This window comes from Leisingera sp. McT4-56 (assembly GCF_020514995.1).
GTDB lineage: Bacteria > Pseudomonadota > Alphaproteobacteria > Rhodobacterales > Rhodobacteraceae > Leisingera > Leisingera aquaemixtae_A.
Genome location: NZ_JAJALF010000003.1, coordinates 315,568 through 338,620, shown reverse-complemented (window position 1 = coordinate 338,620; position 23,053 = coordinate 315,568). Strand labels below are relative to the sequence as shown.

Annotated in this window: 23 protein-coding genes; 17 read left to right on the top strand and 6 right to left on the bottom strand. The window is 66.1% G+C overall.

The annotated features are described in order from the left end of the window. Positions 1–53 precede the first annotated feature (53 nt). From LHL23_RS06950 to LHL23_RS06920, 7 genes are all read left to right on the top strand, one after another. On the top strand, positions 54–299 hold the full coding sequence (locus LHL23_RS06950) for an accessory factor UbiK family protein (protein WP_174146461.1): 246 nt from the start codon (positions 54–56) through the stop codon (positions 297–299). Between the two features lie 266 nt (positions 300–565). Continuing rightward, entirely contained in the window at positions 566–1,117 is a 552-nt protein-coding gene (locus LHL23_RS06945; protein WP_226429307.1) for a 2OG-Fe(II) oxygenase, read from the top strand. A 154-nt stretch (positions 1,118–1,271) separates the two neighbouring features. Continuing rightward, the gene (locus tag LHL23_RS06940; protein WP_226429292.1) at positions 1,272–2,348 is read left to right on the top strand and encodes a DUF2652 domain-containing protein; all 1,077 of its coding nucleotides are present in this window, start codon (positions 1,272–1,274) and stop codon (positions 2,346–2,348) included. 291 nt (positions 2,349–2,639) lie between these two features. Further along, positions 2,640–3,140, top strand: coding sequence for a YbjN domain-containing protein (locus LHL23_RS06935; protein ID WP_222478024.1), 501 nt, complete (start codon positions 2,640–2,642; stop codon positions 3,138–3,140). 40 nt (positions 3,141–3,180) lie between these two features. Further along, complete coding sequence (gene proC, locus LHL23_RS06930; RefSeq protein ID WP_226429291.1) at positions 3,181–3,996, top strand: pyrroline-5-carboxylate reductase; 816 nt, start codon at positions 3,181–3,183, stop codon at positions 3,994–3,996. Then, positions 3,989–4,327: a tRNA-binding protein gene (locus LHL23_RS06925; protein ID WP_226429290.1), complete on the top strand. Its 339-nt coding sequence runs from the start codon at positions 3,989–3,991 to the stop codon at positions 4,325–4,327. Before proC ends, LHL23_RS06925 begins: the two co-directional genes overlap by 8 nt. Position 4,328: 1 nt before the next feature. Next, the gene (locus tag LHL23_RS06920; protein WP_226429289.1) at positions 4,329–5,282 is read left to right on the top strand and encodes a 2-hydroxyacid dehydrogenase; all 954 of its coding nucleotides are present in this window, start codon (positions 4,329–4,331) and stop codon (positions 5,280–5,282) included. 37 nt (positions 5,283–5,319) lie between these two features. Here the strand turns inward: LHL23_RS06920 and LHL23_RS06915 are convergent, their stop codons facing one another. Further along, positions 5,320–5,925, bottom strand: coding sequence for a thymidine kinase (locus LHL23_RS06915; protein WP_222478032.1), 606 nt, complete (start codon positions 5,923–5,925; stop codon positions 5,320–5,322). A gap of 371 nt (positions 5,926–6,296) precedes the next feature. Here LHL23_RS06915 and LHL23_RS06910 point away from each other — a divergent pair, with 371 nt between their 5' ends. The 3 genes from LHL23_RS06910 (at position 6,297) to LHL23_RS06900 (ending at position 8,827) form a co-directional block, all read left to right on the top strand. Continuing rightward, positions 6,297–6,761: a hypothetical protein gene (locus LHL23_RS06910; RefSeq protein WP_222478034.1), complete on the top strand. Its 465-nt coding sequence runs from the start codon at positions 6,297–6,299 to the stop codon at positions 6,759–6,761. Continuing rightward, positions 6,754–7,482 carry an arsenical resistance protein ArsH gene (arsH, locus tag LHL23_RS06905; RefSeq protein ID WP_226429288.1) on the top strand — a complete coding sequence of 243 codons (729 nt, stop codon included), beginning with the start codon at positions 6,754–6,756 and terminating at the stop codon, positions 7,480–7,482. Before LHL23_RS06910 ends, arsH begins: the two co-directional genes overlap by 8 nt. A 640-nt stretch (positions 7,483–8,122) precedes the next feature. Continuing rightward, positions 8,123–8,827 (top strand): trypsin-like serine peptidase, encoded by a 705-nt coding sequence (locus LHL23_RS06900; protein WP_226429287.1) that lies wholly within the window; start codon positions 8,123–8,125, stop codon positions 8,825–8,827. Positions 8,828–9,012: 185 nt separating this feature from the next. On the opposite strand, the gene carB is transcribed toward LHL23_RS06900, so the two are convergent. After that, positions 9,013–12,384 carry a carbamoyl-phosphate synthase large subunit gene (carB, locus tag LHL23_RS06895; RefSeq protein ID WP_226429286.1) on the bottom strand — a complete coding sequence of 1,124 codons (3,372 nt, stop codon included), beginning with the start codon at positions 12,382–12,384 and terminating at the stop codon, positions 9,013–9,015. Positions 12,385–12,583: 199 nt separating this feature from the next. Between carB and LHL23_RS06890 the strand changes: the two genes are divergently transcribed. The 5 genes from LHL23_RS06890 (at position 12,584) to LHL23_RS06870 (ending at position 19,281) form a co-directional block, all read left to right on the top strand. Then, positions 12,584–13,735: an aminodeoxychorismate synthase component I gene (locus tag LHL23_RS06890; RefSeq protein WP_226429285.1), complete on the top strand. Its 1,152-nt coding sequence runs from the start codon at positions 12,584–12,586 to the stop codon at positions 13,733–13,735. Continuing rightward, positions 13,678–14,331 (top strand): aminotransferase class IV family protein, encoded by a 654-nt coding sequence (locus tag LHL23_RS06885; protein WP_226429284.1) that lies wholly within the window; start codon positions 13,678–13,680, stop codon positions 14,329–14,331. Before LHL23_RS06890 ends, LHL23_RS06885 begins: the two co-directional genes overlap by 58 nt. A gap of 291 nt (positions 14,332–14,622) precedes the next feature. After that, positions 14,623–16,407: an aspartate--tRNA ligase gene (gene aspS / locus LHL23_RS06880; RefSeq protein WP_226429283.1), complete on the top strand. Its 1,785-nt coding sequence runs from the start codon at positions 14,623–14,625 to the stop codon at positions 16,405–16,407. A gap of 231 nt (positions 16,408–16,638) precedes the next feature. Next, on the top strand, positions 16,639–18,024 hold the full coding sequence (locus tag LHL23_RS06875; protein ID WP_226429282.1) for a DUF1800 domain-containing protein: 1,386 nt from the start codon (positions 16,639–16,641) through the stop codon (positions 18,022–18,024). A 15-nt stretch (positions 18,025–18,039) separates the two neighbouring features. Next, a complete protein-coding gene (locus LHL23_RS06870; protein WP_226429281.1) occupies positions 18,040–19,281 on the top strand; it encodes a DUF1501 domain-containing protein in 1,242 nt (413 codons plus the stop codon). 273 nt (positions 19,282–19,554) lie between these two features. On the opposite strand, the gene LHL23_RS06865 is transcribed toward LHL23_RS06870, so the two are convergent. Together LHL23_RS06865 and LHL23_RS06860 are read right to left on the bottom strand one after the other, a co-directional pair. After that, on the bottom strand, positions 19,555–19,698 hold the full coding sequence (locus LHL23_RS06865; RefSeq protein WP_226429280.1) for a hypothetical protein: 144 nt from the start codon (positions 19,696–19,698) through the stop codon (positions 19,555–19,557). A 1-nt stretch (position 19,699) separates the two neighbouring features. Further along, positions 19,700–20,419, bottom strand: a complete 720-nt coding sequence (locus tag LHL23_RS06860; protein ID WP_226429279.1) for a response regulator — start codon at positions 20,417–20,419, stop codon at positions 19,700–19,702. A gap of 188 nt (positions 20,420–20,607) precedes the next feature. On the opposite strand from LHL23_RS06860, the gene mce reads away from it, so the two are divergent. Together mce and LHL23_RS06850 are read left to right on the top strand one after the other, a co-directional pair. Next, positions 20,608–21,012, top strand: a complete 405-nt coding sequence (mce, locus tag LHL23_RS06855) for a methylmalonyl-CoA epimerase (RefSeq protein ID WP_222478056.1) — start codon at positions 20,608–20,610, stop codon at positions 21,010–21,012. A 56-nt stretch (positions 21,013–21,068) separates the two neighbouring features. Continuing rightward, entirely contained in the window at positions 21,069–21,344 is a 276-nt protein-coding gene (locus tag LHL23_RS06850) for a DUF1467 family protein (protein WP_226429278.1), read from the top strand. A gap of 317 nt (positions 21,345–21,661) precedes the next feature. On the opposite strand, the gene LHL23_RS06845 is transcribed toward LHL23_RS06850, so the two are convergent. After that, positions 21,662–22,351, bottom strand: a complete 690-nt coding sequence (locus LHL23_RS06845) for an EI24 domain-containing protein (RefSeq protein ID WP_222478061.1) — start codon at positions 22,349–22,351, stop codon at positions 21,662–21,664. Beyond that, positions 22,348–22,926 (bottom strand): nitroreductase family protein, encoded by a 579-nt coding sequence (locus LHL23_RS06840; RefSeq protein ID WP_226429277.1) that lies wholly within the window; start codon positions 22,924–22,926, stop codon positions 22,348–22,350. Before LHL23_RS06840 ends, LHL23_RS06845 begins: the two co-directional genes overlap by 4 nt. Positions 22,927–23,053 lie beyond the last annotated feature (127 nt).

Here is a 23,053-nt window from a genome sequence, read left to right as displayed (position 1 = left end):
CAGCCGGTCGCCCGCTTGCCCATATAGGTGCTGACCCCGAGACGGAGAAGAACATGCAGACCCGCAATAAGATCCTGGACGATATTTCGCAGCTGATGACCAATGCGATGGGCGTGGCCCAGGGCGCCAAGGACGAGGCGGAAACCGCGATGAAAAGCATGATCGACCGCTGGCTGGCCGACCGCGATTTCGTCACCCGCGAGGAATTCGACGCGGTGCGCGCGATGGCGCAGAAGGCGCGCGAGGAGAACGAGGCGCTGAAGGCGCGGCTGGACGCGCTGGAGGCGGCGCAGAAGTAAGCCAAGGCGCTGGCGGGCGGGTTGCCGGCCCTGCGGTGAAACAGAGCCTGCCGCGGCGTGATGCTGCGGCGGGCTTTTTCGTGTCCTGGACGTCTTGGGCGGTGGCTGGCTGACCGCCCGCAGGGACGGTCTGCATTCCGCGCATGGCTGCCTTGCCGGGCCGGACGCAAAAACAGGTCGCTTTCCGCCCGTGTGGTCGAAAACTGCGCAGCGGTTTGCAGGCCGCGCGGTACATGCTGCCTCAGCTTCATCAGAGGGATCACAGCATGGTGTCTGTCTATACGGTGCCGGGGGCGTTCAGCACTCAGGAGTGCGCGGAAATCATCCGCAAGGCGGAAGAGGCGCCGGACAGCGAGGCGCTGCTGGTCGGGCAGACCCGGGATCACAACCTGCGCCGGGGCAGCGTGGTGTGGCTGGACGATGTGCCGGGCACCGGCTGGGTGATGGACCGGCTGATCTCTGTGGTGCGCCGCGCCAACAAGGAGCGGTTCGGGTTCGACCTGCGCGAGTTTGCCGAAAGCCCGCAGGCGGCCAGCTACAAGGCCAAGGACGGCGGTCATTTTGCCTGGCATTCCGACATCGGCGACGGGCCGGTGGCGGGCAAGCGCAAGCTGAGCCTGGTGGTGCAGTTGAGCAAGCCCGGCTCCTATGACGGCGGCGACCTGGAAATCATGCCGGGCGCCCATGTGGTGGCGGCCAGCCGGGTGCAGGGCAGCGCCACGGTGTTCCCCAGCTTCCTGCTGCATCAGGTGACACCGGTCACCCGCGGCGAGCGCAAGTCGCTGACGGTCTGGGCGCACGGGCCGGCCTTCCGCTGAACTTTCAGCCGGCCCGGCCAGGGCCGGCCGGGCTGCGCCTGGCAGCCTTGGCGGCGCCAATCCGTCTACTATGCGCAATTTGTGATGTGTTCTGCTATACTTGCCCCGGGGCAGCCGTGCGGCGCCCATGTGTGAATTGCAGGGGGCAGATACGATGACGGCACAAAACGGCTATATGCTGATTGCGGATATTTCCGGGTACACGCAATTCCTGACCTCGTCGGAGCTGGACCATGCCAACCCGATCCTGCAGTCGCTGCTGCAGGCGGTGGCGGAGCAGGTCGGCGAGCCGCTGCACTTCTGGAAGCTGGAAGGCGACGCGGTGCTGGCCTATTCGACCCGGGCTGAGCTGGTCTCCGGCGATCTGCTGCTCACCTTCTGCGAGAACCTCTATAATGCCTTTGCCGCCCGGCGGCAGGATATCGTTGCCAACACCACCTGTCCCTGCCGCGCCTGCGCCAATGCGGGCGGGCTGGATCTGAAGGTGATCGTCCACTACGGCGCCTTTGACGAGATGCAGGTGGGGCCGGTCAAGGATCTGTCCGGCGCCGACGTGATCCTGGTGCACCGGATGACCAAGACAGAGGCGGCGGCGGAAACCGGCGTGCGCAGCTATGCGCTGTTCAGCGATGCGGCGGTAGAGGCGATGCAGCTGCAGGCGGCGATGGAGCCCTATTCGCAGCCGTTCGAGCATTTCGGCGACGTGTCCATGCAGGTCTATGACCTGGCCCGCGCCTGGGACCGGTTCCGGGCCGGGCAGGAGCGGGATTTCCTGGAGGAGGCGGATGGGATCTGGACCTACCGGCGCCGGTTCAAGGCCTCGCCGCAGCTGGTCTGGGAGGCGCTGACCGCGCCCGAATTCAAACTGCGATGGATGGATCAGGTCAGCACCATGGAGATGGACAATCCGGACGGCCGCCTAGGGGCCGGGTCTGTCTACCACTGCGGCCATTCCCTGGCGGAGTTTGTCTACCGCGTCACCGACTGGCAGCCGTTCGAGTATTTCTCGACCCGGATCAAGGATCCGGGCCGCGACGGCATTGAATTGCCTGAAACCTACCATCTGACGCCAGACGGGGACGGCACCGCGCTGCGCTATACCATGGGCCGGGCCTATGACAGCGCAGGCAACCGGTCGGAGATCTCGGAGCAGGAGGCGGTGGGCTTCCTGTCGGATTTCTGGCCTGTCTCTTTTGACGCACTGGATGCGGAGCTGGCGGAACCGTCCTGAGGCGGGCTGCGCAGGCTTTCAGAGACCGCAATTTCCGGGGCCGCCCAAGGCCGTCCGGGGTTTACCTTTGGGTTTGCCCGCCCCATAGTCGCGATGCCGGCATTTGGGGGTCTGTGGATAGTTCATCCACAAGTTATTGCAGATATCCCCAAAATAAAGGTTGCCAGAACATCAATTCAGGCCCACCATATCTAGTATGGGAGCGGGGATGCCTCCCCGGCCCATAGCACAAAAAACCAGCTATAGGGTGCCGCTGTGCCCGGTTAGCTAGGCAATCAGAGAGGTGGCATCATGGCACTATCCGAGCTTCACCTGGAAGAAGACGTCCATCCGATCGACATCGTTGAGACTTTGGCGTCGCACCATGATTGGGATTTCGACAGGGTCGGGGACGATCAGATCGCCATGTCGGTGGAAGGGCAGTGGCGCACCTATTCGCTGACGCTGGCCTGGTCGGGCTATGAGGAATGCCTGCGGCTGGTTTGCAGCTTCGAAATGGAGCCGCCGGAGGCAGAGCTGCCGCGGCTTTACGAGCTGATCAACCGGATGAACGACCAGTGCTGGGAAGGCTCCTTCACCTACTGGGAGGATCACAAGCTGATGCTGTTCCGTTACGGGCTGATGCTGTCCGGCGGCCAGATGGCCAGCCCGCAGCAGATCGACGCGATGCTGAACGCCGCGGTGGCCAATGCAGAGCGCTACTACCCGGCGATCCAGCTGGCGGTCTGGGGCCAGCGCAGCCCGCAGGATGCGATGCAGGTCGCCATTGCAGAGGCTTACGGCCGGGCGTAAACCTGAGCCCTGAACCTGACACCAAGGGGAGGGGCTTAAGATGGATATGCAGGATATTGCTGCACGCGGCCTGGTGCTGCTGGGCTGTGGCAAGATGGGATCGGCGATGCTGGCCGGATGGCTGGAGGGCGGATTGCCCGCATCCTCGGTCTGGGTGATCGACCCGAACCCGTCGGACTGGCTGAAGGGCACCGGCGTTCACATCAACGCTGAGCTGCCCGCGGCGCCGGGAATCGTGCTGATCGCGGTGAAACCGCAGATGATGGGCGAAGCACTGCCGACGCTGCAGAGCTACGGCAATGGTTCCACATTGTTTATTTCCGTAGCCGCGGGCACCTCGATCGCAACTTTTGAGGATGTTCTGGGCGCGCAGTCGCCGATTGTCCGCGCGATGCCGAACACGCCGGCCGCCGTGGGCCGGGGCATTACCGCGATCATCGGCAATGCCCATGCGGGCGATGCGGATCTGGACCGCGCCGAGGGGCTGCTGCAGGCCGTGGGCCAGGTTGTGCGGCTGGAAAACGAGGGGCAGATGGATGCCGTCACCGGCGTCAGCGGCTCCGGTCCCGCCTATGTGTTCCACCTGATCGAAACGCTGGCCGCCGCGGGCGAGGCGCAGGGGCTGCCTGCGGAGCTGGCGATGAAGCTGGCCAAGGCAACCGTGGGCGGTGCCGGTGCGCTGGCGGAGGCGGCAGAGGAAAGCCCCGGGCAGCTGCGCATCAATGTGACCAGCCCCAACGGCACCACCCAGGCAGCTTTGGAAGTGCTGATGGATGATGACGAAGGTTTCCCGGCGCTCCTGAACCGTGCCGTTGCCGCGGCCACCAACCGCTCCAAGGAGCTGTCGCGTGGCTGAGATCAGCTTTGATGACTTCATGAAGGTCGACATCCGCGTCGGCGAAGTGGTCCGTGCGGAGCCGTTTCCCGAGGCGCGCAAGCCGGCAATCAAGCTCTGGGTCGATTTCGGGCCTGAAATCGGCGTAAAAAAGAGCTCAGCGCAGATTACGGCGCATTACATGCCGGAAACGCTGGTGGGCAAGCAGGTTCTGGCCGTCGTAAACTTCCCGCCGCGGCAGATCGGCAAGTTCATGTCAGAGATCCTGGTTCTGGGCCTGCCGGATGAAAACGGAGAGATATTCCTGGCCGGGCCTGACGGAAAGGTCCCGCTGGGCGGGAGGATGCACTGAAATGAAAATCTGGATTGCGCGGCCGATGACGGCAGCAGTCACGGCACGGGCGCGGGAAGCCTTTGCTGATCTGGAAATCCGCGAGACCAATGCGGTGATGAGCGAGGCGGAGATGCTGCGCGCATTGTCCGAGTTCGACATCGTGGTGCCGACGCTGGGCGACCGGTTCACGGCGGAGATCTTTGCCAAGGCGGGCACGCCCCGCTGCAAGCTGCTGGCCAACTTTGGCGTCGGCTACAACCATATCGACGTCGAGGCTGCGCGGGCGGCGGGTGTCGAGGTGACCAACACGCCGGGCGCGGTGACCGATGCCACCGCCGATATCGCGATGACGCTGATCCTGATGTCGGCGCGCCGCGCCTCCGAGGGAGAGCGGATGCTGCGCAAGGGCGATTGGGAGGGCTGGCACCCGACCCAGATGCTGGGCCTGCACGCCACCGGAAAGCGCGTCGGCATCGCCGGCATGGGCCGGATCGGCCAGGCGATTGCGCGGCGCTGCCATTTCGGGTTCGGCATGGATGTGTCCTATGTGGCGCGCTCCCCCAAGGATCTGGACTTCCCCGCCGACCGCGCCGAAAGCCTGATTGCCATGGCGGGCGAGGTGGATTTCCTGGTGGTGGCGGTGCCGGGCGGGGCCGAAACCACGCATCTGATCAACGCCGAGGTGCTGAACGCGATGCAGCCGCATGCGCATCTGATCAACATCGCCCGCGGCGAAGTGGTGGAGGAGGCGGCGCTGATCGACGCGCTGCAAAACCGCCGCATCGGCGGCGCGGGTCTGGACGTCTATGAGTTCGAGCCCAAGGTGCCGCAGGCGCTGATCGATCTGGATAACGCCACCCTGCTGCCGCATCTGGGCACCGCCACCGAGGAGGTGCGCAGCAACATGGGCCATATGGCGCTGGACAATGTCGCCGCCTATCTGGCGGGCGAGGCGCTGCCGAACCGGGTGTAATCCCGGCTGATCCGCCAACCGGAAAGACGCAGCCGCCCTAGAGGGCGGCTGTTCTGTCTTTCGGGGTGTCGCCGGTGGCCTCGCGCCAGTGGCGGCGGCAGAGCGAGACATAGGTCTCATTGCCGCCGATCTGCACCTGGTCGCCCTCGGTCATCACCCGGCCCTGCTCGTCCTGGCGCACCACCATGGTGGCCTTCTTGCCGCAGTGGCAGATGGTGCGCACCTCGCGCATCTCATCGGCCAGCGCCAAGAGGGTGGCGGAGCCGGGGAACAGGTTGCCCTGGAAATCCACGCGCAGCCCGTAAGCCAGCACCGGCACCCGCAGGTCATCGACCACGCGGGCCAGCTGCCAGACCTGCTGAGGCTCCAGAAACTGCGCCTCATCGACAAAAATTGCGGCCAGCGGGCCGCGGGCCAGGCGCTGTTCAATGCGGGCATAGAGGTCGTCGCCCGCGGCAAACATGTCCGCGTCCTCGCCGATGCCGATGCGCGACGCGATCCTGCCGCTGCCGGCCCGGTCATCCAGCCGCGCGGTCAGCAGGTAGGTGTCCATGCGGTTTTCGCGGTAGTTGTGCGAGGCCTGCAGCAGCACCGTCGACTTGCCCGCGTTCATGGTGGAGTAATTGAAATAGAGCTTGGCCATGGCGGCGGGTTTAGCCGCCCTGCCGGGCAGGGAAAACCGGATTCGTGCGGGAAGTGCGGGCCTGGTTGCATTCGGCAACAGGAAGGCTCCCGGGGCAGGCGCGGCCGGGGCGGAACAAAACCCCTTTGACGGCCAACGCCAGATGCCCCGGAGAGCGCAAGTACCGGGCAGACCAATTACCCTGAAAGCAGGACGTCACTCACCCGCCTGCTTCGCTGGACAACCGATGCCAATCGCATCATGTCACTAGCTAAATCCCTGAAAACCTGAGGGATGGATAAGGTATCGCAATTCCTCTACAACTCGGACATGGGAAATTAACCGCTTCGTTCCCCTAACCGGGGGCGGCGGTCACGCCAGGTAGGATGCATATGGCTGAAATCGGGACGTATCTGAAGAAGCACACGGAAGCGCTGGTCAAGGATGTGGGCATTGAAGCCGCCTGCCAGATCACCGGGAAATCCAAGGCGACGCTGGGGCGCTATTATTCGGATAACGCCGAACACGCGGACCGGTTCATGCCGGTGGATGCGGTGGCCAAGCTGGAAAGCGCGTCGTCCTTTCCGCATGTGACATCGGCGCTGGCGGACCTGAAGAACATCACCCTGTCCTACAATGGCAACGGCAGCGCCGAGGAAACCGGCCGCAGCGGCGGCGTCAATTCGGATGTGATTGCCCTCAGCCAGCGGTTTGCCCAGCTGATGTGCGAATACCAGGCCGCGATGGAAGACGGCATCATCACCGTCAATGAGGCCAAGCGGCTGCTGCGCGAGACGGTGCTGCTGCAGCAGGTGCTGCTGGATATGAAACTGCATCTGGAAGAAGAAAGTGCCTGACAGCCCCGACCTGAGCGATCTGCCCGGAATTGCGGCGGATCAGCTGCATCCGGTTGACGTGGACATGCTGGCGGCGCCGGATGATCCGCGCCACCCGCCGCGCATCCTGCTGCTTTACGGCAGCCTGCGCGCGGTGAGCTACTCCCGCAAGGCGGCGGAGGAGGCGGCGCGGGTGCTGCGCGCCCTGGGCTGCGAGACGCGGATCTTCGATCCCTCCGGCCTGCCGCTGCCGGATGATGCGGGCGCGGCGGAGCATCCCAAGGTGGCGGAGCTGCGCGATCTGGCGGTCTGGTCCGAGGGCATGGTCTGGTCCAGCCCGGAGCGCCACGGCGCGATGACCGGCATCATGAAGCTGCAGATCGACTGGCTGCCCCTGTCCCTGCAGGGCGGCATCCGCACCACCCAGGGCAAGACGCTGGCGGTGATGCAGGTGTCGGGCGGGTCGCAAAGCTTCAACGCGGTCAACCAGATGCGCATCCTGGGCCGCTGGATGCGGATGGTGACGATCCCGAACCAAAGCTCGATCCCCAAGGCCTGGCTGGAATTCGAAGAGGGCGCGCGCCTGCCCGAAGGCCCGTTCTACCGCCGCCTGGTGGATGTGATGGAAGAGCTGGTGAAGTTCACCTGGCTGGTGCGCGGCCGCAAGGATTACCTGGTGGACCGCTATTCGGAGCGGGTGGAAAGCGCCGAAGAGGTGCACAAGCGGGTGTCGCAGAAATAAGCGGGGCGTGTGCGCCCGAGGAAAGTTAAGCGAGGCCCCGGCAGATGCCGGGGCTTTTTTGCTTCAAATCAGCGGTATCAGCGGCACATCGCAGGCGGCAACGGCCAGAAGGGCGGTCAGGATCAGGGTGAGGCGCATGCACGGGGTCCATTTGCGAGGGAGCGGGATTTTCAGTTGTGCCGCGCGCCGTTTGCGGGGGCAAGCCGCGGGTTTCGCAAGGCGCCGGGTGAGCCGGTTCCCGCCTGTTCTCCCCAAAGCTGCGGGCTGCGGTTAAACAATTGGGCGGAGCCGGGCGCCGGTGTTTAGCCATTTGTTAAGGCTCATTTCCGCCGCAATTGGATCGTGAAGTTACCGGCGATGTCCGCTTGCGCCGTAAAACCAGCGAAAATCCTGAATTTCTTTCCTAACGGAACGGGAAGGATTTTCCGTTGTTTTTATATGGTTTTTCCGAAAATTGAGCGCGTCCGTTAAGTAAATAAGGGGTTTCCGCGCCGCTGCCGCGGCGAAACGGGCGCCTGTTAACACTCTGTTAAGCCTGTCTCATTCTGCGCATCTTTCTGCCAGCGCGGCACCGCAGCAGGCCGCATTCCAGCCTCAGGACTCACCGAACATGGCGGTGTGGGAACATGGAGTGTGAGTCATGAGACGATTACTTGGAATTGCCGCCGCTATCGCCATCGGATGCAGCGCCGCAGCCGCAGGCGGGCAGGGCGCTGTGCAGGGGGTGACTGGCTGGGAGGCGGTGGGCCGTCTCAACATCGGCGGCCGGGCCATGTGCACCGCCACTTTGATTGCGCCGGACTTGGTGCTGACTGCCGCGCACTGCATGTATGATATCCGCCATGGCCGGGCGGTGAGCCCGCGCAGCATCACCTTCGAGGCCGGTCTCAACGGCCGCCAGTCCAAGGCCGCGCGGCGGGTCGCCAAGGCGGTCATCCACCCCGGCTACCGGCACGGCCGGACCGGCCAGTTCCAGACCGGCACTGATATTGCCGTGCTGCGGCTGGACCGGGCGATCAGCGGCGATCTGGTGCGGCCGCTGTCGCTGGCCGCGGCGCCGGAAAAGGGTGAACGGGTGGACGTGATGTCCTATTCGCACAGCAATGCCACCTCGCCCCGGCTGCAAAGCGCCTGCCATGTGATCGCGGCCCGGCAATCCTCGGTCGTGACCAGCTGCCGGGTTGATTTCGGGGCCTCCGGCTCGCCGGTGCTGCAGACCCGGCCCGGGCGGCTGCCGCAGCTGGTGTCGGTGATTTCCTCCAAGGCGCGGATGGGCGGCAAGGGCGTGTCGCTGGCAGCGCCCCTGGGGCATGAGCTGCAGGCGCTGATCCGCCAGGCGGGCTGAGGCCGGTCCGCGCACAGATACTGTTGCTGCCGGAGCGCGGCATCAGAATGCGAAACAGCCCCGCTCTGTTCCCTTCGGGGCTGTTTCCGTTTCCGGCGTCAGGGCCGCACCGCACAGCAAAAAAGCCCCGGAAGTTCCGGGGCTTTCCTGTTTCAATCCGTGACGGCAGGGCGTCAGCGCAGGGCTTAGCCTTGCAGAGACTTCACCTCGACATCCCCTTCGGCCTGCGCTTTGATGGCGCGGGCGGCGGCGTTGGAACCGGCCGCGGTGGTGAAGTAGGGGATCTTGTCATAAAGCGCGACGGAGCGCATTTCCTTGCTGTCCTCAACGGCTTGCGCGCCCTCGGTGGTGTTCATCAGCAGCTGGACGTCGCCGTCCTTCAGCATGTCGATCACGTGGGGGCGGCCTTCATAGACCTTGTTGACCAGGTCGCAGGCGACGCCCTGGCTGTCGAGCCAGGACTGGGTGCCGCGGGTGGCGACCAGGGTAAAGCCCTGTTCCACCAGGATCTGCGCCGCTTCCAGCATCAGTTTGCCCTTGTCGGCGTCCTTGATCGAGATGAAGGCGCGGCCCTTGGACGGCAGCACCATGCCGGCGCCCATCTGCGCCTTGAGGAAGGCGCGGGCAAAGGAGCGGTCCCAGCCCATGACTTCGCCGGTGGAGCGCATTTCCGGGCCCAGGATGGTGTCGACGCCCGGGAAGCGGGCAAACGGCAGCACCGCTTCCTTGACCGAGAACCAGGGCATGTCCGGGTCGGCCAGGGTCATCGGGTCGGCGATCGGGGTGTTGACGTCATAGCCGGCATCGGGGCCGTAGGGCGGGCGCATCGGGAAGTTGGTGAGCGGCTCGCCGGCCATCACGCGGGCGGCGATGGAGGCGATGGCGCTGTCGGTGGCCTTGGCGACAAACGGCACGGTGCGCGACGCGCGCGGGTTCACCTCAATCAGGAAGATCTCCTCTTCGCCGTTTTCGTTGGCCTTGATTGCGAACTGCACGTTCATCAGGCCGACCACGTTCAGCGCCAGCGCCAGGGCGTTGGTCTGCGCCTTGATCTCCTCGATCACGTCCTTGCCGAGCGAGTAGGGCGGCAGCGAGCAGGCACTGTCGCCGGAGTGCACGCCGGCCTCTTCGATGTGCTGCATGATGCCGGTCACATGCACGTTCTTGCCGTCGCAGAGCGCGTCCACGTCCAGCTCCACCGCGCCGGCCAGGTAGCTGTCGAGCAGCACCGGGCTGTCGCCGGAAACCACCACCGCCTCGGCGATGTAGCGCTTCAGCTGGTCCATGTCGCGGACGATTTCCATCGCCCGGCCGCCCAGGACATAGGACGGGCGGATCACCAGCGGGAAGCCGATTTCGCCTGCGATTTCAAGCGCCTGTTCGTCGGTGGAGGCGATGCCGTTCTTCGGCTGCTTCAGGCCCAGTTGGTTGACCAGCGCCTGGAAGCGCTCGCGGTCCTCGGCCAGGTCGATGGCGTCGGGGGAGGTGCCCAGGATCGGGATGCCCTCAGCCTCCAGCGCGTTCGCCAGTTTCAGCGGGGTCTGGCCGCCGAACTGCACGATGACGCCGTGCAGGGTGCCGTTGTCCTGCTCGACGCGCAGGATCTCCATCACGTGCTCGAACGTCAGCGGTTCGAAATACAGCCGGTCCGAGGTGTCATAGTCGGTCGACACCGTTTCCGGGTTGCAGTTGATCATGATGGTTTCATAGCCCGCATCGGTCAGCGCAAAGCAGGCGTGGCAGCAGCAGTAGTCGAACTCGATGCCCTGGCCGATCCGGTTGGGGCCGCCGCCGAGGATGACGACTTTCTTCTTGTCCGACGGGCGCGCCTCGCATTCCACATCGCCAAAGGCCGGGGCCTCGTAGGTCGAATACATGTAGGGCGTCTGCGCCTCGAACTCGGCGGCGCAGGTGTCGATCCGCTTGAACACGGCGTTGACGCCGGCCGCGCGGCGGGCCTTGCGGACGTCTGCTTCCTTCTGGCCGGTCAGCTTGGCGAGGCGGGCGTCGGTGAAGCCCAGCATCTTGAGCGCGCGCAGGCCGGCTGCGTCCGACGGCAGGCCGCCCGCGCGGATTTCCGCCTCGGCCTCGACGATCTCGCGGATGCGGGCCAGGAACCAGGGGTCGAACTTGGTGACCGCCTGGATCTCGTCGTCGCTGAGGCCGTGGCGCATCGCCTGTGCGATGGTGCGCATCCGGTCGGGGGTCTGCTGGCCGATCGCCTTGATCACCGCGGCCTTGTCGCCTGCGGGTTCCCACGCGCCGGCGCCGACGCCGTCGATGGCGACTTCGTCAAAGCCGGTCAGGCCCGATTCCATCGAGGCCAGCGCCTTTTGCAGCGATTCATGGATGGTGCGGCCGATCGCCATCGCCTCACCCACGGATTTCATTGCGGTGGTCAGGTAGGGCTCGCTCCCTGGGAATTTCTCGAAGGCGAATTTCGGGATCTTGGTGACGACATAGTCGATGGTCGGCTCGAACGATGCGGGCGTCACCTTGGTGATGTCGTTGTCCAGCTCATCTAGGGTGTAGCCGACCGCCAGCTTGGCCGCGATCTTGGCAATCGGGAAGCCGGTCGCCTTGGAGGCCAGGGCGGAGGAGCGCGACACCCGCGGGTTCATTTCGATCACCACCATGCGGCCGTCGGCGGGGTTCACCGCCCACTGCACGTTGGAGCCGCCGGTCTCGACGCCGATCTCGCGCAGCACGTTGATCGAGTGGGTGCGCATGATCTGGTATTCTTTGTCGGTCAGCGTCAGCGCCGGCGCCACGGTGATCGAGTCGCCGGTGTGCACGCCCATCGGGTCGACGTTTTCGATGGAGCAGACGATGATCGCGTTGTCCGCCTTGTCGCGGACCACTTCCATCTCGTATTCCTTCCAGCCCAGCAGGCTTTCATCCACCAGGATCTGGTTCACCGGCGAGGCATCCATGCCGGAGCGGCAGAAGTGGATGTAGTCGTCGCGGTTATAAGCCACGCCGCCGCCGGTGCCGCCGAGGGTGAAGGCGGGGCGGATGATCGCGGGCAGGCCGATCTCGTCCAGCGCTTCCAGCGCGATGCGGACGCCTTCATCCAGGTCGGCGGTGCCGTTTTCCCGCTTGGGCGCGGTGACGATGGTGGCCTTGGGGTTTTCGATGCCGAGCCGGTCCATCGCTTCGCGGAACAGCTTGCGGTCTTCGGCCATTTCGATGGCGTCGCGCTTGGCGCCGATCATCTCAACGCCGAACTTTTCCAGGACGCCCATCTCTTCCAGCGCCAGCGAGGTGTTGAGGCCGGTCTGCCCGCCCATGGTGGGCAGCAGTGCGTCGGGGCGCTCTTTCTCGATGATCTTGGCGACGACCTCGGGCGTGATCGGCTCGATATAGGTGGCATCCGCCAGGCCCGGGTCGGTCATGATGGTGGCCGGGTTCGAGTTCACCAGAATGACCCGGTAGCCCTCTTCGCGCAGGGCCTTGCAGGCCTGGGCGCCGGAGTAGTCAAACTCGCAGGCCTGCCCGATGACGATCGGACCGGCTCCGATGATCATGATCGACTGGATGTCCGTTCTCTTGGGCATGGCCATATTCCTTTGGTTGACGCGCGGGCAGCTTTGAATCACGGGCGCTGGCGTGCGCCCAAATTGTCCTGCGTTATAGGGACCGCGCCGAAAGGTTCAAGGGGTATCGGAAACGGAATTGGAAATGCCGCATCCACCCCTTTTGTTCGCATAGCGAACAGATATATGTGGGGGCAAGAAACTCGCGGAGACTTTTTCAGTGCGGATTCGCTTTGACCGGGGCCCCAAGGGGGCCGGCACATGCTTTGACCAGCCGCTGCGCATGATCCGTGCGGACGGGTCGGAAGAGGTGCCTGCTGCGCTGGCGGCGCTGGATGCGGCGCGGGACGCCGGGCACTGGCTGGCGGGCTATGCGTCCTATGAACTGGGCTATGCGCTGGAACCGAAACTGGCGGCGAGGATGCCGCAGGAGCGGCGGCTGCCGCTGATCTGCTTCGGGGTTTATGAAGAACCGCTGCCGCAAAACACCGAGGGTAACACCCGGCCGAGGGGGGACGAAGCGGGTCTTGAAGGTATTACTCCTCGTTGGGGCCAGGAGCGCTACACCGAGGCCTTTGCCGAAGTGAAACGCAATATCGGCAAGGGCGACATCTATCAGGCCAACCTGACTTTCCCGATTGATGCAGATGCCTACGGCACTGCCGAAGAACTTTATGCTGCCTTGCAGGCCAAACAGGCGGTGGGCCACGGCGTTCTGGTCCAGCAGGACGGGCTGCCGGACCTGTTGTCGCGCTCGCCGGAGCTGTTCTTCCGCACCGACGCCGAGGGCGTGATCGAAACCCGCCCGATGAAAGGCACCCAGCCGCGCAGCGACGATCCCGTCGAGGACGCCCGCCGCCGCGACTTCCTGCGCCAGGACGAGAAGAACCGCGCCGAGAACCTGATGATCGTCGACCTGCTGCGCAATGACATCAGCCGCGTGGCGCAAACAGGCTCGGTGCATGTGCCGGAGCTGTTTGCGGTCGAAAGCTATGCCACGGTGCATCAGATGGTGTCGCTGGTGCGCGCGAAATTGCGGCGTGATGCCGGACTGGCAGAGATCTTTGCGGCGCTGTTCCCCTGCGGCTCGATCACCGGCGCGCCCAAGATCCGGTCGATGGAGATCCTGGCGGAGCTGGAACCCTGGGCGCGCGACATCTATTGCGGCACCATCGGCTGGGCGGCGCCAGACGGCGCGTCCGAGTTCAACGTGGCAATCCGCACGCTGATGCTGGAAGAGGGCCGCGCGACGCTCAACGTGGGCGGCGGCGTGGTCTGGGACAGCACCGCAGACTCCGAATATGAGGAAGCGCTATGGAAAGCCCGGTTCGCCCGCGTGACGCCGTCCAGAACGATCCCGCTTTCCGCCTGATCGAGACGCTGGGCTGGCATCCGGGCGAAGGATTCCGGCATCTGCAGCCGCATCTGGCCCGGATGGAGCGCAGCGCGGCAGCTTTTGGCATTCCCTTTGATGCGGCCCAGGCGCAGGCGGTTCTGGCTGAGGCCGCCGGAGATGCGCGGCTGCGCTGCCGCCTGACGCTGGATGCGGCTGGCCAATTGGAGCTGACCACGGCACCGCTGGGAAACAACCCGTCTGAATGGCGCCTCGGCATCGCGGAGACCCGGCTGGAGGCCGGGGATATCTGGCTGCAGCACAAGACCACCCGCCGCGCGCTCTATGACACTGCACGGGCAGCGCTGCCGGAAGGCGTGGACGAGTTGTTGTTCCTGAACCGGCGCGGCGAGGTTTGCGAGGGCACCATCACCAATCTCTTCGTGACCCGTGCCGATGGCCGGATGGTGACGCCGCCGCTTTCCTGCGGCCTGCTGCCGGGCATCCTGCGGCAGGTTCTGCTGGAGCGGGGGGAGTGCCAGGAGGCTGTTCTGGAACTGCAGGACCTGAAGGACGCAAAAGCCATTCATATGGGTAATTCCCTGCGCGGACTGATCCCGGCACGGCTGGTCTGACAGGCAGCGCTCCCGCGGGCAACAGGCCCCTGGCTGGCGCCTGCGGGCCGTTGCCCTTGGGCCCGGCAGCGCACCTGACGGTGCGCGGCGCCCGGCCCAACCCTGGAGGTCCCGCCGCTGGCGTCAGGAACCGCCGATTTCAGGCGTCAGTGTGCGCGGAAATGGCCCTGTTTGCTTGACAAGCGGGCTGCAACCTTGTGTACCACCCCGGACGAATTCAAGCGCCCTTTTGCGCTACTCCCGAATGACGGTCCCGAAGGACCCGCGACCCGCATAACGAAAGGCCGAGCCATGCACGCCTACCGCAGCCACACCTGCGCCGAACTGAACAAATCCAACGTCGGTGAAACCGTCCGCCTGTCGGGCTGGGTCCACCGCGTCCGCGACCACGGCGGCCTCTTGTTCATCGACCTGCGCGACCACTACGGCGTGACCCAGGTGATGGCCGACCCGGACAGCCCGGTGTTTGCCGAGATCGAGAAGGTCCGCAGCGAATGGTGCATCCGCATCGACGGCAACGTGCTGGCGCGCGACGAGAGCCTGGTGAACCCCAAGATCCCGACCGGCGAGGTCGAGGTCTTCATCCGCGACATCGAAGTGCTGGGCAAATCCGAGGAACTGCCGCTGATGGTGTTCGGCGAGCAGGAATACCCGGAGGAAACCCGCCTGCGCTACCGCTACCTGGACCTGCGCCGCGAGAAGATGCAGCGCAACATGGTGCTGCGCGCCAACATGATCCAGTCGATCCGCAAGCGGATGTGGGACATCGGCTTCAATGAATACCAGACCCCGATCATCACCGCCTCCAGCCCCGAAGGCGCGCGCGACTTCCTGGTGCCGTCGCGCCTGCACCCGGGCAAGTTCTACGCGCTGCCGCAGGCGCCGCAGCAGTTCAAGCAACTGATGATGGTGTCGGGCTTTGACAAGTATTTCCAGATCGCGCCCTGCTTCCGCGACGAGGACCCGCGCGCCGACCGCTCGCCCGCGGATTTCTACCAGCTGGACATGGAAATGTCCTTTGTCACCCAGCAGGACGTCTTTGACACCATCGCGCCGGTGATGGCGGGCGTGTTCGAGGAATTCGGGCAGGGCCGCAAGGTGGACCCGGCGCATGAGTGGCCGCAGATCTCCTACAAGGATGCCGCCAAATGGTACGGCACCGACAAGCCGGACCTGCGGAACCCGATCAAGATGCAGGACTGCTCTGAGCATTTCCGCGGGTCCGGGTTCGCGATCTTTGCAAACCTGCTGGAAAACGAAGGCACCGAAATCCGCGCCATCCCGGCGCCGACCGGCGGCTCCCGCAAGTTCTGCGACCGGATGAACAAGTTCGCCCAGGGCGAAGGCCTGCCGGGCATGGGCTATATCTTCTGGCGCGACCAGGGCGAGGGGATCGAGGCCGCGGGCCCACTGGCCAAGAACATCGGGCCTGAGCGCACCGAGGCGATCCGCCAGCAGCTGGGCCTGGGCGTCGGCGACGCGGCCTTCTTCCTGGGCGGCAAGCCGAAGGCGTTCGAAGGCGTCGCGGGCAAGGCCCGCACCGTCATCGGCGAGGAGCTGGGCCTGATTGACAAGGACCGCTTTGCCTTTGCCTGGATCGTCGACTTCCCGATCTACGAGAAGGACGAGGAAACCGGCAAGATCGACTTTGAGCATAACCCGTTCTCGATGCCGCAGGGCGGCATGGACGCGCTGCTGAGCGATCCGCTGGCGGTCAAGGGCTACCAGTACGACCTCGCCTGCAACGGCTATGAGCTGGTCTCCGGCGCGATCCGGAACCACAAGCCGGAAATCATGTTCAAGGCCTTCGAGATCGCCGGCTACGGCGAAGATGAAGTCCGCAAGCGCTTTGGCGGCATGGTCAACGCCTTCCAGTACGGCGCCCCGCCGCACGGCGGCTGCGCGGCCGGCATCGACCGCATGGTGATGCTGCTGGCCGACGAGGCCAACATCCGCGAGGTCATCATGTTCCCGATGAACCAGCGCGCCGAGGACCTGATGATGTCGGCGCCGTCGGAGCCGATGGCCGAGCAGCTGATGGAACTGGGGCTGCGGCTGATCCCGCAGGACCAGTAAACTCTGCATGTTTCCTGAACAGGCCCGGGCAGTTGCCCGGGCCTTTTTTGTTGAGCCGGGGTCTTTCCGGGCGCTTCAGCATTTCCGGCCGGAAGAACCGGGTTTCAAAAATCTGCCGGGCTGGCGACGGAACACGCGGAGATCTGCGTATCACCTGAAATTCACCTGTGGGCAGGGGCGGCGATGCTCTAACCTGCAGGCGCAGCAGCAGGGCAGAGGGAAAGCGGAACGATGCGGTTTGACGGAGATTTGGCAGAGATCCGCTTTGGTGCAGGGCTGTCCCCGCTGCTGCCGCCCCCGGCCTCGGCTGCGGAGATGCTGGAGCGCCTGCAAGGCCCGGATGAGGCCGCCGGGCGTTTCCCGGTCAGCGGATTTGACTCGGCAGCGGCCGGCGCAGGGACCTTCCAGAAGCTGCGGCGGCAGCGCAACCGGCTGGCGGGGAAGTCCGGCTATGAGGCCGCGGACAAGGCGTTCAAGGATTTCCGCCGGGCGCAGAATCAGGCCCGGATCGGCTGGCACGGCCAGCGGCTGCTGCGCCATATCCACACCCGCGACGGGTTCCGCGAGCGGCTGGTGCTGTTCTGGGCCGACCATTTCACCGCGCAGGGAAAGACCCCGGCACTTCGGGTTCTGGCCGCGCCTTATGCCGAAAGCGTGATCCGGCCGCATGTCAGCGGGCGGTTCGAGGACCTGCTGATCGCCGCCGTCACCAGCCCGTTGATGCTGCATTATCTGGATCAGTTCCGCTCTGCCGGGGAAGGCAGCCGTGCCGCCAAGCGGGCCAAGCGCCTTGAGGGGCTGAACGAGAACCTGGCCCGCGAAGTGCTGGAGCTGCACACGCTGGGCGTCGGCGGGCCGTACAGCCAGACAGATGTGCGGCAGCTGGCGGAGCTGTTCACCGGGCTGAGCATTTCGCGCGAAAAGGGGTTTGTGTTCCGGCCCGGGATGGCTGAGCCCGGGGCTGAGACCGTGCTGGGCAAAACCTACGGCGGCGGCAAGCCGCAGCTGCAGCAGGTGCTGAGCGCCCTGCGCGACCTGGCCCGCCATCCCGCCACTGCGCGCCATATCGCCTGGAAGCTGGCGGTGCATTTTGTCTCGGACACACCGGATGCGGCGCTGGTGGACTATCTGGCGGACCGCTATCAGGCCAGCGGCGGCGGCCTGATGGCGGTCTATGAAGCGCTTCTGGGCCATCACGCCGCCTGGGCGCCTGAGCTGCGCAACGTGAAGCCGCCGTTTGATTTCGTGGCCTCCGCCTGCCGGGCGCTGGCGGTGCCGGCAGAGCGGATCGATGCGTTGAAGCCCCGGCAGCTGAACCGCCTGCTGCTGGCGCCGCTGACGCCGATGGGGCAGGCTTGGGAGTTTTCCAGCGGCCCGGACGGCTGGACAGAGGAAGACGCGGCCTGGATCACGCCGCAGGCGCTGGCCGCGCGGCTGCGCTGGGCCATGGCGGCGCCGCGGCGGCTGGCGCAAGGGCTGCCGGATCCGCGGGACTTTGCGGATGCTGCCCTGGGCGGATACGCCAATGAACGGGTCCGTTTTGCCGCCCGCGCGGCGGAAACCCAAACCGAGGGGATCGGCCTGATCCTGTCCTCTCCCGCGTTCCAGCGCCGCTGACAGGAGGCCTTGCAGATGCAGCTGACCCGCCGTTCCCTTCTGACCCGTTCCGCCGTGCTGGGCTGTTCGCTGGCGGCCAGCCCGCTGCTGACCCCGGTTACCTTTGCCGCCGCCCCCTGGGACACCCGGCTGGTGGTGATCATCCTGCGCGGCGGCATGGACGCGCTGGACGTGGTGCAGCCCTATGGCGACCCGCATTATGCCGGGCTGCGCCAGAGCCTGTCCGGCGGCCCGGCCGCGGGGGCCGCGGATCTGGACGGGTTCTATGCGCTGCACCCCGGCCTGGCGCCGCTGCTGCCGCTGTGGCGCGCGGGCGAGCTGGGCTTTGTGCAGGCGGTGTCGACGCCCTACCGCGACCGGCGCAGCCATTTCGACGGCCAGGACCTGCTGGAGGCCGGCACCGCGGGGCTGGGCCAGGCGGAAGGCGGCTGGCTGAACCGGCTGCTGCAGCAGATGCCGGGAGTGGAGGCGCGCACCGCCTTTGCCATAGGCCAGGAGCGGATGCTGATCTTGGAGGGCAGCGCGCCGGTGTCGCAGTGGGCGCCGGGGGCCGGGCTGCTGATGAGCCCGCAGGCGGAGCGGCTGGCGGGGCTCTTGATGGAGGACGATCCGCTGTTCCATGCCGCTTTGAACGAGGCGCTCGAGCTGACCCGGCAGGACATGGCCCTGGGCGGCGAGGACGGCGAGGACGGCGGCGAGGGGGACAGCGCGGAAGCCGGCGAAGACATGATGGCGTCGATGATGACGGCACCGAAAGGCAAGGCGCACAGCGAGGTTGCCGCCTATGCGGCGCAGCAGCTGCGCGGCGACAGCCGGATTGCGGCCTTCTCCATCAATGGCTGGGACACCCATTTCCGCCAGGCGGGGGCGCTGAAAGGGGCGCTGGGGCGGCTGGCAGAGACCATTCTGGCGCTGCAGAGCGGCTTGGGGCCGGAGATCTGGGGCAAGACCGCCGTGGCGGCGGTGACCGAGTTCGGCCGCACCGCGCGGGAGAACGGCACCGGCGGCACCGACCACGGCACCGGCGGCGCGATGCTGCTGGCGGGCGGCGCGGTCCGCGGCGGCCGGGTTCTGGGGCGCTGGCCGGGGCTGGCAGAGGCGGATCTTTATGACCGCCGCGACCTGATGCCGACCGCGGATGTGCGCGGCCAGCTGGCCTGGCTCCTGCACGGGCTGACCGGGGCTGGCAAGAGCGGGCTGGAAACCGACGTGTTCCCCGGTTTGGCCATGGGCAGGGATCCCGGTTTGCTGCTCTAGCAGCCCGGCAGGCTGTCAGGCGGCGGCTCCCGTCGGTCCGTCCCGTTCAGGGCATGGACCGTCCCGTTAGGCCCGGCACCGCCGCCAAGCGGCGCGGCGCAAGCCGTGCCGCTGCGGGCGCGGGAGATTTTCCGGGCTGCATGGTTGCGGAGCGGCAGCGCAAGCAAGCGCGGCGCGTCAGGCGCGGGGGGCATGATGCGGGGGCTGCAGGCGGCAGGGCCGCTATTGGCTGCGATGGCCGCTGGCGGCCTGGACCCGCGGCCCGGTTAAGCGTCAGGGTCTGCCCGAACGCAGGATCAGCGGGCGGGTGTTTGCATCGCTGCTGCGGTTCCGGCGGATGGCCCGGGCTTCCAGCCGGACCTGGCCGTAGAGCACGATGATCAGGGTGGCGAGGGCGATGATGCAGGCTTCGGCCATGTCAGATCGCCGCGCGGCGTTCCAGCCGCTCCTGCACCAGCCCGGCAAGGGTGGCCGCGTCCTGCGTCAGCGGCCGCCCGTTCTGCCGCGAGCGGGCAAGCCGGTCGGCGGCTTCGGCCAGCGGGTTGTCGCCGGCGCTGCGGGCGACGCCGCCCAGGAACTGCGCCAGATAGGCCAGGGTCTTTTCCTCCTGCCCCATGTTCAGCACATCGGCGGCATGGGCCATGTCGTCGCGGTAGGCGATCAGGTCCGGTTCCACCGTTTCGTCGGCCAGCGCGCGCGGGCCGGAGGGCCGGCGGTCGGGGGGCATGCTGGACAGCACCGCCTGCTGGAAGGCGGCCAGCGAGGTGATCGGCTTTTCCAGGAAACCGGCGGCGCCGGCTTCGATCGCCGCATCCGCCAGGCTGGAGTCGCCGGAAGTGGCAAGGATCACGCTGGGGCGCGGGCTGGCGTCCGCCAGCTCGCGGATCAGGTCGAGGCCGGAGCCGTCGGGCAGCCCGACATCGGCAATCAGCACCGACGGGCGGTAGACCTGCAAATGGCGGCGGGCGGACGCCAGGCAATCGGCACGGCGGATGCGGGCGCCGCTGCGCAGGCACAGCAGCCGCAGCGCCTCGCAGGCAAAGCGGCTGTCCTCGACCACCAGGATGGTCAGCCCCAGCAGCGGGCGCCGTGTGGTCGGCAGGCGCTGGGCCGCCGCAAACAGTTCCGAATCGTCCATAACGTATCCTCCTTGCGGGATAGGACTCCACGCTAGGGAAACGAGGCTAATTACAGGTTAACGGCGCGCGCGCCGGCCCAGATCGGCAGCCGGGCGGCAGGCCGCGCGCGGATTGGCGCACTTGCCGCGGCGCAGCATCCGCCCCATAACCGTGGCCAAGGATCGTTTGTGAGAGGAGCACGAAAAAGATGATCGGCCGTTTGAACCATGTTGCCATTGCTGTCCCTGATCTGGAGGCGGCCTCAGCCCAGTACCGCAACGCGCTGGGCGCCAAGGTGGGGGAGCCGCAGGATGAACCGGATCACGGCGTCACCGTGGTGTTCATCGAGCTGCCCAACACCAAGATCGAGCTGCTGTATCCGTTGGGAGAGAACTCGCCGATCAACGGCTTCCTGGAAAAGAACCCGGCAGGCGGCATCCACCACGTCTGCTACGAGGTGGAGGACATCCTGGCAGCGCGCGACCATCTGAAGGCGCAGGGTGCGCGGGTGCTGGGCACCGGCGAGCCGAAGATCGGCGCCCACGGCAAGCCGGTGCTGTTCCTGCACCCGAAGGATTTCAACGGCTGCCTGGTGGAACTCGAGCAGGTTTGACGTTATGAGCGTCCTGCCCCGGCTGCGGGGCAGGGCAATAACGAAAGGCCGGCGCCATGGGCATTACATCAGCGATCGTGCTTTATGCAGTGATCTGGTTCCTGACCTTCCTGGTGATCATCCCGATCCGGCTGGAGACCCAGGGCGACAAGGGCGACGTGGTGCCCGGCACCCATGCGGGCGCGCCGGAGCGGCATTTCCTGAAGCAGAAAGCCTGGATCACCACCGGGGTGGCGGCCGTGCTCTGGGCGGTCATTGCCGGGATCATCATTTCCGGCGCGGTCTCGGTGCATGATTTCGACTGGATGGGGATGCTGCCGGAGCGGCAGTGAACCGTCCGGACATCCGGCAAACAAGTCAACAGGCACTCCCGCCCTGCATTGAGGCATTGCAATGCCTTTGCAACGGTTGGGCATGGCGCCGCGCTGGCGCGCGGCGCGGAGGCGGCCGGCCCGCCGGGCCGGAGCGGGCCGGGTGCCAATAGGCAGTCAGAAGAGATTTACTGAGAAGCGCTTTAAGTGCAGGTCTGCACTTAAAGACGCCCGTTCGAGTGTATTGCGGCCTCCGCCGCGTCAAGGCAACCCGCGCGTGCCGCACGGGCGGCTGGCGCCGGCCTTGACCCGGCTGCGGCCGGGAGGTTGGCGCCGGCCTAGCGGCGCGCCAGCGCGTGGTAGATGTGGGTGAAGGTGGCGGCGCCCAGGATCGGGATCACCAGGTTTAAGAGCGGCACCGACAGCGGCACCGCCATCAGCGTGCCGGCCGCCCAGATGGTGGTGGAGTGGCGGCGGCGCAGCCGCTTGGCCTCGGCGGTGCCGACCCGGCGGGCGGCGGCGAGGGTGAAATATTCGCGCCCCAGAAGGAAGCCGTTGAGGCCCCAGAAGATGAACAGCGCCGCAGGCGGGAACAGCACATAGAGAAACAGCGCCAGGATGTTGGCCGCAATCAGCAGGCCGAGGAAGTTCACCGTGTCCCGGACCGCATCCCAGAACGGCACCTTGGCCGCCGGCGGCAGGGCGGGGTAGTGCCTGTCCTCCACCGCCTGGGCGACCTCCTCGAGGAACATCGAGGTGATGGCCGAGGCCACCGGCACCATCAGGAACACCGACAAGAGCAGCATCAGCAGCAGCGAGCCGATCGACAGCAGGTCATCGACCCAGGTGACCTCGCCCAGCACCGGCAGGGTGACCTCCGGTCCCGCCAGCCACTGGATCAGCATCAGGAACACCGCATAGGCGGCAAACAGCAGCGCAACAGACAGGCCGAGCCCCAGAAACAGCACCTTGCGGAAGCGCGGGTCGCCGGTCTGGCCGAGGGTCTTGAAAAAGGCGGTGAAGATCATGCGCTCATCCAGGTTGTCATGGCGTCGAGGTCCGGGCGCGGGCGCTCGGGCGGGGCAGAGCTTTCGGTGGCGATGTGGATGATGCCGGCGATGCGCTCGTTTTCCGCCAGGCCGAAGGCGGCAGCGCAGAAGCCCGCATCATGGCTGGCCCAGCCGGTCAGCCAGTTGGCGCCCCAGCCTGAGGCCAGCGCCGCGTTCAAGAGCGCCAGGCAGACGGCGCCGGCGGAATAGGTCTGCTCAACGGCGGGCACCTTGGGGCTGTCTTTCTGCACCTCGACCACCACCACCGCAAGCTGGCCCTGGTCGAACTGGCTGCGGCCCTTGGCGATGTCCTCCGGGCTTTTGCCGAGGCGCTTGCCTGCGTCCTCTGTCAGCTCTGCCAGCCGCGCCATCGCGGGCTGCTCCACCACGATGAAGCGCCAGGGCTCCAGCTTGCCATGATCGGGGGAGCGGGCGGCGGCGGTCAGGATCGGCAGCAGCTCGTCCCGCGTCGGGGCGGGCGCCACCAGCGTCTTGGCCGGGCGCGAGCGGCGCGACAGCAGGAATTCGAGGGCGGCGTCATTGCGTGCAGGCATATGTGAAACCTTTTTACATCTGTTGCTGCCTATTTCGGCGGCGTTGGGTGTTTTTTCAAGAGCCATTGGGCCTTGCGTGCCATCTGTGCCGGAAATGCAGCAGGTGGCGGGGCTTGGGTTTCGCTGG

Bases quoted from the DNA above. Each gene is read 5' to 3' on its own strand.
- LHL23_RS06885 (WP_226429284.1), top strand. From the start codon at position 13,678: ATGGAAAGCCCGGTTCGCCCGCGTGACGCCGTCCAGAACGATCCCGCT.
- LHL23_RS06915 (WP_222478032.1), bottom strand. From the start codon at position 5,925: ATGGCCAAGCTCTATTTCAATTACTCCACCATGAACGCGGGCAAGTCG.
- LHL23_RS06900 (WP_226429287.1), top strand. From the start codon at position 8,123: ATGAGACGATTACTTGGAATTGCCGCCGCTATCGCCATCGGATGCAGC.
- LHL23_RS06940 (WP_226429292.1), top strand. From the start codon at position 1,272: ATGACGGCACAAAACGGCTATATGCTGATTGCGGATATTTCCGGGTAC.
- LHL23_RS06840 (WP_226429277.1), bottom strand. From the start codon at position 22,926: ATGCCTGCACGCAATGACGCCGCCCTCGAATTCCTGCTGTCGCGCCGC.
- LHL23_RS06875 (WP_226429282.1), top strand. From the start codon at position 16,639: ATGCGGTTTGACGGAGATTTGGCAGAGATCCGCTTTGGTGCAGGGCTG.
- mce (WP_222478056.1), top strand. From the start codon at position 20,608: ATGATCGGCCGTTTGAACCATGTTGCCATTGCTGTCCCTGATCTGGAG.
- LHL23_RS06935 (WP_222478024.1), top strand. From the start codon at position 2,640: ATGGCACTATCCGAGCTTCACCTGGAAGAAGACGTCCATCCGATCGAC.
- LHL23_RS06845 (WP_222478061.1), bottom strand. From the start codon at position 22,351: ATGATCTTCACCGCCTTTTTCAAGACCCTCGGCCAGACCGGCGACCCG.
- carB (WP_226429286.1), bottom strand. From the start codon at position 12,384: ATGCCCAAGAGAACGGACATCCAGTCGATCATGATCATCGGAGCCGGT.
- LHL23_RS06945 (WP_226429307.1), top strand. From the start codon at position 566: ATGGTGTCTGTCTATACGGTGCCGGGGGCGTTCAGCACTCAGGAGTGC.
- LHL23_RS06860 (WP_226429279.1), bottom strand. From the start codon at position 20,419: ATGGACGATTCGGAACTGTTTGCGGCGGCCCAGCGCCTGCCGACCACA.
- LHL23_RS06865 (WP_226429280.1), bottom strand. From the start codon at position 19,698: ATGGCCGAAGCCTGCATCATCGCCCTCGCCACCCTGATCATCGTGCTC.
- proC (WP_226429291.1), top strand. From the start codon at position 3,181: ATGGATATGCAGGATATTGCTGCACGCGGCCTGGTGCTGCTGGGCTGT.
- LHL23_RS06950 (WP_174146461.1), top strand. From the start codon at position 54: ATGCAGACCCGCAATAAGATCCTGGACGATATTTCGCAGCTGATGACC.
- LHL23_RS06910 (WP_222478034.1), top strand. From the start codon at position 6,297: ATGGCTGAAATCGGGACGTATCTGAAGAAGCACACGGAAGCGCTGGTC.
- aspS (WP_226429283.1), top strand. From the start codon at position 14,623: ATGCACGCCTACCGCAGCCACACCTGCGCCGAACTGAACAAATCCAAC.
- LHL23_RS06850 (WP_226429278.1), top strand. From the start codon at position 21,069: ATGGGCATTACATCAGCGATCGTGCTTTATGCAGTGATCTGGTTCCTG.
- LHL23_RS06920 (WP_226429289.1), top strand. From the start codon at position 4,329: ATGAAAATCTGGATTGCGCGGCCGATGACGGCAGCAGTCACGGCACGG.
- LHL23_RS06870 (WP_226429281.1), top strand. From the start codon at position 18,040: ATGCAGCTGACCCGCCGTTCCCTTCTGACCCGTTCCGCCGTGCTGGGC.